Annotated in this window: 10 protein-coding genes and 1 pseudogene; all 11 read right to left on the bottom strand. The window is 39.2% G+C overall.

Annotation, left to right across the window (positions count from 1 at the left end; translation table 11 throughout):
• A partial coding sequence (locus tag B2V92_RS21375; RefSeq protein WP_293312035.1) for a glycoside hydrolase family 3 N-terminal domain-containing protein occupies window positions 1-2,350 on the bottom strand: 2,350 nt, incomplete at its 3' end.
• Complete coding sequence (locus B2V92_RS21370) at window positions 2,350-3,783, bottom strand: alpha-L-fucosidase (protein ID WP_293312034.1); 1,434 nt, start codon at window positions 3,781-3,783, stop codon at window positions 2,350-2,352. The genes B2V92_RS21375 and B2V92_RS21370, both read right to left, overlap by 1 nt.
• A 68-nt stretch (window positions 3,784-3,851) precedes the next feature.
• Window positions 3,852-5,042 carry an ROK family transcriptional regulator gene (locus tag B2V92_RS21365; RefSeq protein ID WP_293312033.1) on the bottom strand — a complete coding sequence of 397 codons (1,191 nt, stop codon included), beginning with the start codon at window positions 5,040-5,042 and terminating at the stop codon, window positions 3,852-3,854.
• Window positions 5,043-5,134: 92 nt separating this feature from the next.
• Window positions 5,135-6,451 carry a cytochrome c gene (locus B2V92_RS21360; RefSeq protein ID WP_293312032.1) on the bottom strand — a complete coding sequence of 439 codons (1,317 nt, stop codon included), beginning with the start codon at window positions 6,449-6,451 and terminating at the stop codon, window positions 5,135-5,137.
• A 1-nt stretch (window position 6,452) separates the two neighbouring features.
• A complete protein-coding gene (locus B2V92_RS21355) occupies window positions 6,453-7,031 on the bottom strand; it encodes a redoxin domain-containing protein (protein WP_293312031.1) in 579 nt (192 codons plus the stop codon).
• Window positions 7,032-7,088: 57 nt separating this feature from the next.
• Window positions 7,089-8,807, bottom strand: a complete 1,719-nt coding sequence (locus B2V92_RS21350; RefSeq protein WP_293312030.1) for a SusD/RagB family nutrient-binding outer membrane lipoprotein — start codon at window positions 8,805-8,807, stop codon at window positions 7,089-7,091.
• Window positions 8,808-8,833: 26 nt separating this feature from the next.
• On the bottom strand, window positions 8,834-12,148 hold the full coding sequence (locus B2V92_RS21345) for a SusC/RagA family TonB-linked outer membrane protein (protein ID WP_293312029.1): 3,315 nt from the start codon (window positions 12,146-12,148) through the stop codon (window positions 8,834-8,836).
• Between the two features lie 394 nt (window positions 12,149-12,542).
• Complete coding sequence (lepB, locus tag B2V92_RS21340) at window positions 12,543-13,736, bottom strand: signal peptidase I (protein ID WP_293312028.1); 1,194 nt, start codon at window positions 13,734-13,736, stop codon at window positions 12,543-12,545.
• 109 nt (window positions 13,737-13,845) lie between these two features.
• A complete protein-coding gene (gene dapB / locus B2V92_RS21335; protein WP_293312027.1) occupies window positions 13,846-14,580 on the bottom strand; it encodes a 4-hydroxy-tetrahydrodipicolinate reductase in 735 nt (244 codons plus the stop codon).
• Between the two features lie 124 nt (window positions 14,581-14,704).
• Window positions 14,705-15,424, bottom strand: a complete 720-nt coding sequence (locus B2V92_RS21330) for a DUF5683 domain-containing protein (protein ID WP_293312026.1) — start codon at window positions 15,422-15,424, stop codon at window positions 14,705-14,707.
• Window positions 15,424-15,588: pseudogene (locus tag B2V92_RS21325) on the bottom strand (chromosome partitioning protein ParB); the annotation flags it as partial. The gene B2V92_RS21330 and the pseudogene B2V92_RS21325, both read right to left, overlap by 1 nt.

Raw genomic sequence — 15,588 nt, 5'->3', positions numbered from 1 at the left:
TTTTCCTGCTGAACTTTAAATTGGCGTAATTAAAATTGGTATAACTTAATCCGTATCCGAAAGGGAAAAGCGGTTCGCCACTTAAATTATTGTAATCGTCGCCCCTACCGGTTGGCTTGTGGTTATAGACTAATGGTAGTTGGGCCTCATTTACAGGGTAGGTAATGGGTAGTTTTCCTGATGGATTTGCTTTACCTAATAATACATCGGCAACTGCACTACCGCCAGCCTCGCCCGGATACCATATATTTAAAATGGCATTTACCTGATTTAACCAGGGCTGCATGTTGATGGCGCTACCGCCAGTTAACAGTACAACAATGGGTTTACCTGTTTTGGAAAGTTCATCCAACAATAACTCCTGGTTACCCGGAAGGTTCAACATCGCCCGGTCCAGAAACTCCCCCTCCTTTATCCCCGCCACAACTACCACCACATCGTTATTTTTAGCCGCTTTTACCGCATCAGCTATTTCGGTTGAGGGCTTGAGATTATAATCCCAGATGAGTTTGATCCTGCCATTGCCTTTAGCCTCAAAAAACTCAATTTTAATGGCATATTCCTTATTTTTCTCAAAATGGAACGGAACTGTTTTAGTGCTGAAAGATTTCTTGTCCCAATTATCGATCAGCAATTGATTGTCGAGATATAATCGGTAACCGTCGTTTCCTTCCAATCCGATATTAAGATCGGTATTTTGTGGCACTTTAATATTTCCCTGCCAGCGTACCGAATAATCATCCAACTGAAGTTTTTCATCCGGCGGATATAAAGTCCAGCTGAAATTAATGATCTTATCCTGTTCTTTTTTAACCGGTGCTCCGCTGAAGATCAGTCCTTTATAATAATCTGCAGTTAATCCTGTTTTTTGATCTGATGAAAGAAACTGACTGTCAACAGGAACATAAGATTGAACCTCGCGACTGCTTCCTTTTAAATAATTGACTTCTGTCCCATTTGGCACAGCACTTTTCAAACCATCAATGATATCGATCTTTTTATTGCCGGTACCGCTATAACCGCCCAACCGGGCTTCAATGGCATCTTCGCCCAATACAAGGATACGTTTTGCATTTTTTAAGGGAAGGATATTGTTGTCATTTTTAAGGAAAACGAAGGATTTTAAAGCAGCTTCTTTAGCCAGCATATGGTTGCCCTGATCGCTTAGCATTTTTTCGGCAATGTTTTCGTCAACGTAGGGATGCTCAAATAAACCCAGTTCAAATTTTGCCCTCAATACCCTGGTCAGGGCATCGTCAATCCTTAGTTTTGGAATGCTGCCATCCAAAAATGCAGGCAGAAAAAGTTTGTAATGGTTATAATCGACCTGGAAAATCACATCCAAACCGGCGTTGATCGATTGCGCTGTCGCATCTTTATAATCTTTAGCGGTAAAATGTAAAACATTGGCACCACCTACGGCTCCGGCATCGGAAATAACGAAACCTTTAAATCCCCATTCGGTTTTTAATTTTGTAGTAAGTAACCATTTATTCGAAGTTGCGGGAGAACCAAAAACACTGTTGTAAGAAGTCATTAATGAGCGGATACCCACCTTTTCAACGCCATCTTTAAATGCCGGAAAATGGATTTCCTCTAAAAAGTGCTTATCCATTTGTATAGGATAACTGTCGCGGCCACCATCGCCTACATTGGCAATAAAATGTTTTGGGGTAACAATGATATTCTGCCTTTCAATAGCATTCATAAAAGCGTGGCCCATTACAGTGGTTAAATAAGGATCTTCGCCATAAGTTTCTTCCGTTCTGCCCCACCTTACATCGGTAGCCATATTGATTACCGGCGCCAAAAGATCCCGTAAACCGCGGGCCCTGGCTTCGTTGGCAATGGCTGTACCTACTTTGGCGATTAAGGTGGTATCAAAACTGGCAGCTAAGCCGATCGACTGTGGAAAAGCGGTTGCACCCTGTCTTACCAAACCATGCAAAGCTTCATCAAAAGGAATGATCGGAATGCCCAAACGGGTTTCGGTTACAAAATACTTTTGGATTTTATTGATCTTTTTAGCCAGCGAAAGTCCATCTTCAGTAGTATTGTAGGTTAACATTTGCTGCGCATTGCCACTGCCTTGTGCAGCTGCACTTACCTGCAGGCCAAAAATTCCGTGTTTAAACTGATCTTTGTTCTGTTCGGTAACATCACCGGGGATCATGAACAGCTGCCAGAATTTTTCTTCGGGCGTCATTCTCGATATCAGGTCTTTTACCCTTACCTCGATATTCAGTTTAGGATTTTTATAGGGCAATAATGTCTTTTTTACCTGTGCAAAAAGGCTGAAGGCGCAAAAAAGTGCCGGTAATAAACAGCTATAGGTTTTTAATTTAGGCATTACAGATTATTTTCGGGCGTAAAAGAAAAGCTCAAAGCTATTTTCTCATCTGTTTTAGGAAGATCGAAATGTACTTTACCATCTTTTAGCGTCCATTTTACTTTTTGGTTATTGCTTAAAAGCGTAATCGGCGTTCCTTTTTTGGGAATACTTCCCTGCCATACAATTTCTTTAACCGGATTTTGGTTTAACAAACTGATGCCATAAATCGTCTTTCCATCTTTACTCTGCGTGAACCAGTTTTGCCCATCATGATAGTTTTTGGTTATCCTGGTTCCGTATATGGCTGCACCGTTTTTACTGGTCCACTTGCCGATTTCTTCTAGTTTTTGGGTTACGTCATCGGGTAATGTTCCATCTGCTTTCGGACCAACGCCCAAAAGTAAACTTCCGCCTTTGGCCACAATTTCGACAAGTTTATGCACCACTTCGCCAGCTGATTTATACTGATCGTTTGGTACGAAACCCCAGGCGCCACCTAAGGTCATACAGCTTTCCCATGGATAATCCAATTGTTTTTCGGGTATTTTCTGTTCAGGTGTTTGATAGTTTTCGAACTGGCCATGCACCGTTCTATCCACCATAATTAAACCGGGCTGCGCTTTTCGGGCCATGGTTGCAATTTTGGGCATATCAATATCCTGGCTCCATTCGGGTATGGGTGCTCCCCACGAAAGTACTTCCTGGTTTACACTGGCCAATGGACGTACCCAACCGCCATCCAGCCACAAAATATCGATACTGCCGTAATTAGTCATCAGCTCATTAATCTGGCTCTGCGTATAGTTTTTAAACCTATTCCAGCGCCATGGGTATTTCCTGATGTCGTAATTATTGTTCCGGTTTGCCGTGGCATATTTATCCCACCAATAATACTGCGAATGCCAATCGGGTTTAGAAAAATAAGCCCCGATCATGAAGTTTTCTTTTCTGAAAGCATCGAAAACATATTTGGCCACATCTTTTCGGGCATTGGTCGAAAATGGGCCTTTTGCAATACTGAAATCTGATTGTTTGGTATCGAACATGGCAAAACCATCGTGGTGTTTGGTGGTAAATACCAAATATTTCATGCCTGCATCTTTACCGGCTTTTGCCCATTGCCCGGGATTAAAATTGGTTGGGTTAAATTTTTCGTTTAAACCCCAGTACCATTTTTTATAATCGTCGTATTTGATGGTGCTATCCCTTTCGATCCAATCTTCTGAACAGATAGACCATGATTCGATAATACCCGGAACGGCATAAAGCCCCCAATGGATAATCATACCGAACTTTTTATCCTGCCAGGTATCAAGCTTTTGTTTAACCAATGCATCGGCAGGCCATTCGTATGCAGTAGATTCTTTTAGAATGTCGTTACGCTGGGCATGCGCAGCAGATACGGAAACACATAGCAATAAAGCAAAACACTTTGAGTAGATGTTTTTCATTTGTTTTTGTTTTATCATGATGAAACGACCCTGATCTAATTTAGATCAGAACAATTTTTACTCCGGCATTAATCGAACAAGCTGTTTTCGACCATTAAACTTGCCGCAGCCAGTAATTCGGCTTCATCAGTTAGGGTTGATAATTTTATAGTGGTTAGATCGGCAATCCTTGGGATACAGAATTCGTTGATGGCCTGCTGAATAGCCGGTAACAACATTTTACCCGCTTTGGCTCCTCTTCCGCTCAACACGATACACTCTGGATTTAAAATATGCATCAATGTTGATAACCCTTTACCCAGCTGAAAAGCTGCTTTGGATAAAATAGAAATAGCCAGGGGATCTTGAGCCACAACGGCATCCAAAAAATGATCGCGGGTTTGTTTACTCTTATCCTTAAACAACTCCACCATGCTCGTTTCTGCACCTTCTGCAATCGCCTTTTCTGCCTTTTGAGTCATAACAACCAAAGAAGTATCTACTTCTAAACACCCTCTTTTTCCGCAGGAACATAAGTTATTGGTATTGGATAATGGGATATGGCTAAATTCGCCGGCATACCCCTTACTTCCGCGGTATAACTGGCCATTAACAATCATTCCCAACCCTGTTCCCCACCCGATGTTTACCACCATTACATCTTTCAGGTTCATGGCTTTACCAAAATTCAATTCTGCTAGGGCAATTAAACTCGAGTCGTTATCAAAACTAACAGGAAGTGCTGTATGCTCAGAAAGGTAATCTCGGAGTGTGGAACCATCTTTTACAAAAAGATAAGAAGAATTTATGCCCTGTTCTGCGTTAACAAATCCCGGCATCCCAATCCCTATCCCAATAATATCTTTTAAATCGAGTTTAGATTTTTTTATGCTGGCCTTTATAAATTTTATTAGAAGATCCACATCATCAGGAGATTGCGACATCTCGAGTTCGAGATATTGTATTGGTAATACTACTTTACGTGAAAGATCGTAAATGGTTAAGCGGGTAATCAACTGATCCATAGCTACTGCTATGATATATTTATTATGATCAGGATTAAGCAGGTACATCGATGCCCTTCTGCCTCCCGTTGATGGGGCCAGCCCCTGCTCGGTGATATAACCCTCGTTAATTAAATTATTTACAACAGAAGTAACCAATGGCAGGCTTTTTTTGGTTAGCTTGCTTAAATCAGTTAAGGAAAGTGATTTTTTATAATAAAGGAATTTAATAATGTCAGCCCTAAGCCGCTGATTCTTCTCAATAATAACCGACATGAATTATGGTTTTAAACAAACTTAATAAAAAAATTTAAAACTTTCTGATTCTTTTTAATATTTTTAAAAAGATCATATTGATATTCAAATCATCATTCAGGATCTAAAATTTTGTTCTCATCACCCTCTTCGTATTTTAAAAATACCAGGAGCATGGTTAGCATTTCATCGGTCGATTTCATATCATTTGCTGAAAACACCATTTTTGGTGGATTATTGGGATTATTAGGGTTGTTTTTTGTGTTATCGTAAGTACCTTCTATTGTGAGAACAGAACCCTTAGGTACTTTGATCAGCTTTTTGAAACGGTAAATTTCCTGCCATCTAAAATCCCACGAAGGGATAGATATTAATTTAATCGTATCTCCAGCTGCTGTAACAGCATAAGATTTAAAATCCTTGCCCAAAAGATGCATATGCGGCCAGATGTAGAGCAACGACTGATCCTGTGGGGTTAAAATTTTGAGGTTAAACTTTTTTACAGAATCTGCCTGGATCATAAAGTAAGGATCTATTGAACTTTCGCCTACCCCACCAGAGCCCAAACTCACCACATCTACTACCCGCTTAATTGGCTTATCTTTGAAAAAGAAATTAATGCCCGAAATATCTTCCTCGTTTTTTGCTACAGGTGCATAGTGAATGGTGAGCAAAACAACTCCACGCTTGGGCATCACCCATCCTAAATCGGCCGGATATGATTCAAAAGATGTACCGGGAATCCATCCCCCATAGTAGGTCATTTCTTTTTTAAATGGCAGGTACTGATCGTAATTTGTCCTCGAATCGTCTGTTAAGTTTACAAAATCGGCTGCCTGGTTAATATCTATATTATCGGGTACAGGGTGTATGGCAAAATTAGCATGATGGATTACTTTTTTATTAGAAGAAATAAATTCTATGGCAGCTACGTTTTTAGCAGAAACCATTTCGAAAGGAATTTTAAAAACGATAAAACGTTCCTCGTTATCTCCTTTTACCTGAAATGGCTTGTTAACTTTTAGGGTTAGATCAGGCTTTCTACCATATTGTGTTCCCGAAATAAATTGATCTTCTGGTACAACATTTCTTTTTACATTACCTTCTGGTGCTTTATCATCAATCCAATTGATAATGGTCTTTTTTTCCTGTTCAGTTAAAGAGCGGTCGTTGGCAAATGTACGGTAGTGGTTATCGGGTTTCCATGGCGGCATAAACCCTGACGACACTACATCTTTTATAAAAGACGTTCTTTTAGCAACATCAGCATAGGTTAACAACGAAAATGGACCTGCCTCGCCCGGACGGTGGCAAGGCGCACATTTACTCCTGATTATTGGCGCAATATGTTCGTAATAAGTGATTTTTTGGGCATGGGCATTTTCAACAAAAAAGCATAACGCCAAGATAATAATGGTTTTATTAAACATATTAAAGATCGTTAATGAGGCAACCAACAGGAGCTGTTTCCGTGTACTTATAGCTTGTTTCATTTATCTGATCAAGTGCATCATCTAAATAATGTTCGGTAATCACCTTTCTTTTTACTCCAAGGTTTGCCTGCCAATTATCAATCAGCCCCCTGTATCTCACATTTCCTTTTTGATCAACCACAACAGTTTCTGGTGTAACTTTGGCTTTTAAAATCTTTGTTAAAGTCTTTTTCTGATCCAAATAAATCTCAAAATCAGCCTTATAATCAACGGCAAACTGCTTTATATCTTTTAAAGTATAACTTTTACCCGGCACAATTCCAACAATGCTTACCTGAGGATATTTCTTACATAATTCGTTTAGGATGAGCATATAATTTTTGCAGAGCGGGCATTCGGGAGACAGAAATACAAATGCGGTATTCTTTTTTATTCCAACCGCTGTTTTACCTGTTACATTAATAACATTGCTCGCTCTTATCTGTTCCCAAAGTAAACTGTTAGGTAAAGCGCCCTGCGCAAATGCATGGGTTAAGGAGAAAATAAAACCGAATATCAGGGATATAATTAACTTCATAATACAAAAAGAACTCCTAAATTAAATTAGGAGTTCTGTAATTTATATAAAAATATTTTATTTTTTGTCCCACCAAACTCTTCCGTTGATATCGCTTGGTCCCTGACCGAAATCAGCATCAGCCTGCATTACTTTGTAGGCGTCAACGATATTCTGATAGTTTAAATTGGTTGGGGCTGGAAATGGCAAACTAGCTCTTCTCGGTATATTCTGTTCGGTTCCGCTTGCTATAATTTTCTCTAATTTTAGCACTGAAGTTGAGTTAGGCATGCCCGTTCTTTTATATATTGCCCAAGCCTCGTTAGGTTGTTTAAAAAAGTTTAAATAAGCCTGCCCGATAATTTGGTCTAACCCTTTTGCAGGATCGTACTTAATATCTGCTTTAGCCATATATGCCGTAATTTCGGCCGGATTTAGTGCTACATAACTCAAAGCGCCACTTCTATCAACAATTTGAGCTTTATTTGCCAGGTCATCATAAAAAGATATTGATGCAGCTACTCCTTTGTTATACCAATCTTCAGCAGATTCAACAGTCACATTCCGTGCAGCCAACTCAGCTCTCATAAAACAAACATCAGCATAAGTAATCAATGGAAAAGCATTCATACCTTTTCCTCCATTTTCTCCGGCAGCAAATAGCCGCGGTTGAAGGAATGATAAAGAATCCATTGTTTGCGTTACTGTTTGGCCAACACTGTTTACAACTGAAATACTGATGTTATTAAAGAAATTTGCAAACGCCGGACTTGCTGATACATCAGGGCTTGATGGAACGCCATAAAATCTTCTGGTATCAAAAACAGCATTCGCAGCTATCTTGTTCTGTGCTTTGGCAAGATCGAAGTTTGTTTGGCTGAATAAATTTTCCTGGTAAAAGAACCTGATCCGTGGATCTGAATTGTTATACATAAAATCTACCACCTGCTTTGGAGCCCTTAAACCGTTAGCAGACCAATCGCCCCCATCTGCATAAGTTGCATTGGCTTTAAAAACCCAGCTATCGGCGGCACTGTTAATTAAACCACCAGGTGCGGCAAGAATTTCTAAAACTTTGGTTTTCATTTTAGCGGCATCTCTTTTCATCAATCTCATAGCCATACGTAAGCGTGTAGAATTGGCTACTTTAATCCATTTGTCAACAGCTCCCTGATAAAATAGATCATTTGTACCAAACGAAGTTTGTGCAGCAGATTGCGGCGTATTCAGTACCGTTACTGAATTTTTAAGCTGGGCATCCAATAAATCAAACAATGCCTCCTGGGTACTGTACTTTGGAGTTTCTGTACCGCCATATCTAAGCATAAAAGCTTCTGCATACGGAATACTTCCGGTTACATCAGATACATAAAATGCATAGTATGCTTTAATGATACGTGCAATTTCGGTTTGATAAACTCTTTTTGCCTGCTCATCAGCCGGTAATTTCTTAATCAGTTGTTCTACATCTGTTAAGTTACCACCAACTTTAGGATAAAAATTGTTATATCTAACGTTCCTGAAATTAGCCGCATCGGATATAAAAGTAACACTATTACCATTTAAAGGCGTACTCATCTGCATCCATGGCATAATGGCCCTGAAATTATCATAGTACCACTCAAACCGATCACCATGCATATCTATGATAGAATTCATGAACTGCTGCTCTGGTGTAATAATATCAATCAATGCCGGGTTTGTATTCAGTTCTACAAACTGGTCTTTTTTACATGATGTTATGGTGATCCCTGCTAATGCGATTAGCAAAAGGGCTATCTTATTTGTCTTTTTCATTCTTTAATTTCTTTAACTGTAAATTACTATAAGGCTGCTCTTAATGAGAAAGCAAATGTGCGCACATAAGGCATACCGCCATATTCGGCGAAAGAGCCAGCACTATTGCTAAATAAACCTTCAGGATTTAAATGATCAGGCAAACTGTTGTAGATATACATTAAGTTCCTTGCTGTAACACTTAAATTAACCTGTTTGAAATTAATTTTATCGGTAAACTTTTTCGGCAGAGTATAGCCTAACGAAACTTCTCTTAACGCAACCCAGCTATTTTCGAAGGTTGAGTATTCTCTGATACCGGTAGACCATTGCGTTAAACGGGCATAATGTATACGGGCACTAACCGGCTGTATTAGCCCTTTATCAACTGCCTGCTGGAAGGTTAAGCCACCAACATTAACATTATTCAATAAAGTTCCTTTAGCAAATACACCATCAGGTATAATACCATCATTGGCGATAACATTTCCTTGAGCATCTTTTCTTGGTAAACCTCCAAAATCAGCCGAACGACCAAACAGGGTACTTTCGAATGCCCCAAAGTTGGTTCCATACTGATGGGTACCAGAAGCCAGTAATCCGCCAACTTTAGCGTCGATCTGGAAACCTAAGTTAAAATTCTTGTAACGGATATTATTAATCGAACTTCCGTTAAATTTCTCCATCATACTGCCCAGGTTTTTATTACCTTGCCCTGCATCGCTACTTCTGAAATAACTACCATTGGCTTTTAATAGTTTCTTGCCATTGTTGGGATCATCAATATTGTTGCCCTGTGCATCAGTAGCCTGATAAGTAGCATAACCATAACCGGTAACAATACTACCGTATTCCTGACCAGCAACTGCAACCGAGGTCATATCTGCACCAAAGGCATAACCTAATGTATATGAATCTACCCCAGGGGCAAGAGAGATAATTTTGTTTCTGTTTCTGGCAAAGTTGATGGTAGTAGTCCACTCAAGGTCCTTGGTTTTAACCGGTACTCCCGTTAACAAAATCTCAATACCTTTATTCTGTATATTACCGGCACTAAATACTTTCTTCTGAACACCTGATTCAGCAGGCATCTGCAATGAAAGTATCTGTTGGGTTGAGTTCTTTTTATAGAATGAAAAATCAACACCTAAACGATCATTAAAAAACCTTAATTCGGTACCCAATTCGAATTCTTTTGTTAACTCGTTTCTAAGGTTCTGATTTCCCAATGTATATTCAGAATAACCATACCTCGGCATCTGTTTTCCATTCTCATCAGTATAGGTTCCTAAAAACTTATACTTTCCTGTACTTGTAACATAAGGACTGGTACCTAAACCGGTGTAACCAAAGTTGGCCCTTAACTTACCGTAAGAAAGAAAATCAAAAGCAGTTTTACCCTTTAACGATTCAGAGAATACATAAGCTAAACCAACAGAAGGGTAAGCATAACTATAATCTCCGCTTCCATTTGGATAAGTTAATGTTGATGACCAATCGTTTCTTACACTAAAATTTAAGGTAAGCATATTTTTATAGGTCAAATCGCCGTACGCATATACCGCATCTGTTCTTTGACTACCGTCTAAACTTGTTTCAGTAATCGGATTATTTACAGAGTTACCGATAAAGAATTTTCCCGGATCTTTTAAACCACCATCAGTTCTGGTTTTGGTGTAGTTATTTCCAAAATCTTTAGATGTTTCGGCACCAATACTCATGTTAAAATCAAAATATTGACCAAATTTCCTGTTACCGTTTAATAAAAACTGAAATCTGGTGCTTTTCTGGTTTGATTGGGTTAATGAATATTCACCTCCCGAAAAACCAACGCCATCGCCTATATTTTTTGTTTCACCGTTTACGTTAACCTGGTTCAAAGTTCCCCTAACCAATGCGTTTAACCATGGAGTGATGTTAGCTTTAACATCTAAATTACCCCTGAAAACATTTTCGCGCTGCCTAACATTCTTCTCTTTAATACCGAACCACAAACTCGACAAACCGTAAGGATCATCATTACCTGATAATCGACCACCCCTTACCTGATCCAGATAATGATCTTTCCAATAATTGGTATCATAGCTTCTTGGATTAGCATATACAAGTGCAAACAAAGGGTTGTTGTTATTCGACTGGTTAACTGGATTAAAACTGTTGCTAATGGTATAGTTAACACCAGCATTAATTTCAAAGATTTTACCGAATTTATGAGACCCCCTGAAATCAAGTGCATCACGATCGAATTTATTATTAGGAAGAATACCTGTGCTGTATAGTTTTGAATAAGATAACCTGAATGTTCCATTTTCATCTCCGCCCTGAAATGCCAAATTTGAATTGCTATAATTACCCAATTTATAAGCATCCAATAAATTATTAGGCTGTGCATTCCAATTGATCATTCTGCCATCTATATCCTTCACCAGGCTTCCATCGAAACGGGGACCAAAGCTCCAAAAAAAGTTTGCTGCATCTACTACCGGTGTACCCGAAGCATCCTTTGTGAAAGTTGGATTAATACCGGCACCAAATTCGTTCTGTAAATCCATTGTCCTGTAAGCCTCTTCAATAGTTTGGGTATGAGAGAATGAAATACCCAAGCCCTGACCACCTTTACCTTTTTTGGAAGTGATTAAGAGTACTCCATTTTGGGCTCTCGAACCATAAAGAGAGCTTGCTGCAGCACCTTTTAAAACGGTGATACTCTCATAATCATCGGCATTTAAGTTTTTCATGATATTACCAAAATCCTGCGGACTGTTACCATAAGAATCTGCACCTGTAACACCTGGCTGGATAAGAACTCCATCAATTACCACCAAAGGTTGTGTATTAGGGCTTAAAGATGAATTACCCCTAATCCTGATCCTTGAAGAGGATTGAGGACCACCAGATCCCTGATTGATCATAACACCCGCAACTTTACCTTGCAGGGCATTTACGATGTTCTGTTCATTTGCACGAACAAGATCCTCTCCTTTAACTTCCTGAATAGAATAGCTGAGCTTTCGGGCCTGTTGTTTAACTCCAAAACCAGTGGTTACTGTAACTTCTTCCAATGATTTGGAATCTTCTTTTAATGAAATATTGAAATTTTTGTTGTCTCCAACCGCTATTTCCTGGCGTAAAAAGCCTACAGCAGAAAAAACAAGTGTTTCATTACTTGCTGCGCTGATGCTAAATTTACCATTCCCGTCTGTTTGTGTTGTTTTTTGGGTTCCTTTAACAGAAACGTTAACCCCGGGCATTGGCCCCGACGAATCTTTTACTGTTCCTGTAATTATAGTTTGTGCATGAGCTACAATTGCCATTAGTGTAAGCAAAAGTAAACTCAAACCTTTAAAGTACATTTTCTTCATGTCCTATTTTATTAGTTTTAAATAATTTGATTAGTTGATTAATGTTTGGTACGCAGATCTCTATTTATGCCATAATTTTCGGTTTAGTTTACAATTGAATATTGAAATAGGAGATGATTTTATAGGGTGATTGGTTTATTTAAAAAATATCAGATGAGATAAAGGGATAATTTCGTATGAAAGAATAGATTTCTTTAAAGCCGAATTGATACAATAAGCCCCAGTAAGTGAAATTATTAGGTATCATAGTTTATTAGTTTGATTAGGTTTTAAAACAAACTTAATAAAAAAATATAAAACAAACCAAATCTTTTTAATTTTTTTAAAAAGGTGTTTTTCGCACAAAAAAAGGCCTGCGTAATGCAAGCCTTCGTAAATAATATTTTTATGTGGATTAATGTATGCCCATAAACAACCTGCTCCACCGTATTTTATGTAGGAAAGAAGCAGTACTATCCCAGCTCATCCAAACAAATAAAGCTTTACCCACAATATGGTCTTCCGGTACAAAGCCCCAATAGCGCGAATCGGCAGAGTTATGACGGTTATCGCCCATCATCCAATAATAATCCATTTTAAAAGTATAGGTTGTGGCCACTTTATCATTAATGTACCAAACACCTGCTTTTTGTTCAACTTTATTTCCTTCGTAAGTTCTGATTGCCCTGTAATAAAGCGGCATAGTAACACTATCGATTTTAACCGTCCATCCTTTTGAAGGGATTTTAATAGGCCCGAAGTTATCCCTGTTCCATACCCTGTTCGGATCGTTAGGGAAAACACCTCCAGGTACCGCCCCTGGTGCATCCGGACTTAAGGCTACCGATTTAACAAAATCTAAAGTTTTTAACTTTTCTGCAATTTCTGGCGAAGCATCTACAATATAGGTATTTGCAGCAACGGCCGGCGAACTGCCCAGGTTCAGGTTAAATTCATCAAGGGCAGCATAATTAAATTCCATGGTTTTAAACTCGATGCGGTAAGGCATCATCCCTGTATTTTTTAGGGGTTCGTTTTTACCGTTTACATTGGCAATACCATTGCTCATCGAAATTACATCACCCGGGATACCGATACAGCGTTTAATAAAGTTTTCGCGTTTATCAACCGGACGGTCTACAATGGTAAAGGTACTTCTTACCTGCTGGCGCCCCAAACTACGCTCTAAGGCATAATAACTTTCTGCCTGGTTTTCTACCGCAACAGTATCCCCTTCAGGGAAGTTGAACACCACTACATCATTTCTTTTGATTTTGGATAAACCCGGTAAACGGTGATATTTCCACTGTACGCCATCCCAATAAGCTTTTGTTGAAGTTGTTAAGGGCATGGTGTGGTGTGCAAAGGGAAAAGCAACAGGCGTCATCGGGATACGTGCACCATAGTTAACCTTGCTTACAAAAAGAAAATCGCCGATCAATAACGATCTTTCCATCGAACCAGATGGAATGGTATACGCCTCTATAAAGAAAACGCGGATAATGGTTGCGGCAACAACTGCGAAAACAATCGCATCTACCCATTCGCGGGTTTTAGACTTTTTCTTTTTGGTGGCATCCTTTTTTCTCTGCCAGAATTTGTAATTCATATATCTTAATTTTGGTCCGCGATCAATTTAATCGGTTACCCCTTCGGTTTTTATTGTTTAAGTTGGTTAACCGGTTAATTGTATAAATCGGTTAACTGCAAACTATTTTCTATTCAAATATATCAGTAATGCTGAAAAATCCTTTTTTATCTTTCAACCATTCTGCTGCCACAACTGCACCTAAAGCAAAACCTGCCCTGTTGTGTGCGGTGTGTTTAATTTCAATTTCATCTACCTCGCTGCTGTAGATCACGGTATGTGTACCCGGGATATTTTCGATCCTGTGCGATTCGATCAACAACTGTTCGGCTTTTGGAAACAACTCAACATCGGTTCCAACCACTTCGTTTAACCATTCATTTTTTCTTTCCAGGTTATCTACAATACCTTCGGCAAGCGTAATTGCTGTACCACTTGGCGCATCGAGCTTTTGGGTATGGTGTATTTCCTCTACCTGAACCTCGTAAGCCGGGTAATTATTCATCAGTTTGGCCAACGTTTGGTTTAACTTGAAGAATAAATTAACACCGATACTGAAGTTAGACCCATAAAGCAGCGTATTGTTACTATTGTTGCAATCGTCTTTAACTTCCTGCAGTTTGCCGTACCAGCCGGTGGTACCTACTACAACCGGAACATTGGCATCGAAACAGGCATCGATATTCTTCAGCACCGAATCCGGTGTACTGAAATCGATCGCTACATCTGCCGATTTTAAATTTTGCCTGGTTAAATCTTCCTGATTATCGATTGTTATTTTTAAAACGATTTCGTGACCGCGTTCAAGTGCAAATTTTTCGATAATCTGCCCCATTTTGCCATAACCTAAAAGCGCAATTTTCATTTTTTTATATTTATTTTCTTTTTGTTATTGATTGATTGTGTACAATACACTTTTAATGCTTTAAAGGTAATAAAACGATTAAGATTTCATATTCATCGGGAGAAATCATTTACAAATCGTTACATTAAAAAGTAAGGGAGAGTTTTAGTGCCGGCGTTGCGTTGAAACCGTACATGGTATCTGAACCGATTACTGTGGGCATTACTTTAAAAGAAAGATTATCATCGATATTGAAAAAATGCAGCCTTGCAGCCACATAGGCATCGATAATGTTGGCAGCATAAAGTAAACCATAAGAAAAATATACAATCTGGGAATTCCTTTTGTATAAACTCTTTCCATCCAGAATACCCTGATTGGTGTACTGTTGTAAACCCGCATCAAGTTTTTTGCCCGGATTATCTTCACGGTATTGTGCCTCGGCCAAAAAACGTTTGTAATTTTTCCGACTGTCCATCAAGGATAAGGTAAGTGCGGTGGCACCACCATAAATGGCGGCAATTTTTCCGCCGGTATATAATTTCTGGAATACCTGGCTCTTGCCGGCCCTTGTACCATAACCATCGCTAAGCAGCTGTATATTATACAGCTGGCCCCAACCGGGTATAATCATCGATCTGAACACGGCTTTTCTGCCAGCAACTTTGCCCGGATTTACATATTTGGCCTTTAAAGAATCCTTTCTGGTTAAAGGCTTTTTGGCCGCTGTATCCAAAGGTTTTGCCAGTTTGATTTTCGGGGTATCATTGGTTTTTAATACCGTATCCTTAACCTGCGCCGAGGCAAGGTTTACAATAAAAAATGTAAATAGAGAAACCAGTATTAAAAGCTTAGTCCTCCGCATTACCAGTCTAATAATTCTAAAATCCTGTTTAGGTCGTCATCGCTCATAAAAGGAATTTCTATTGCCCCTTTACCGTTCTGGCTTACCTTTAACTTTACGCGTGTAGCAAATTTAGAGGCCAGATCGTCCTGTAATTTCTGGTACTGGAAAGAAACCGCTCTTTC

The organism is Pedobacter sp. UBA5917 (genome assembly GCF_002432345.1).
In the GTDB taxonomy this organism is placed as follows: Bacteria; Bacteroidota; Bacteroidia; order Sphingobacteriales; family Sphingobacteriaceae; genus Pedobacter.
This window is presented reverse-complemented; position numbering and strand designations above follow the sequence as displayed.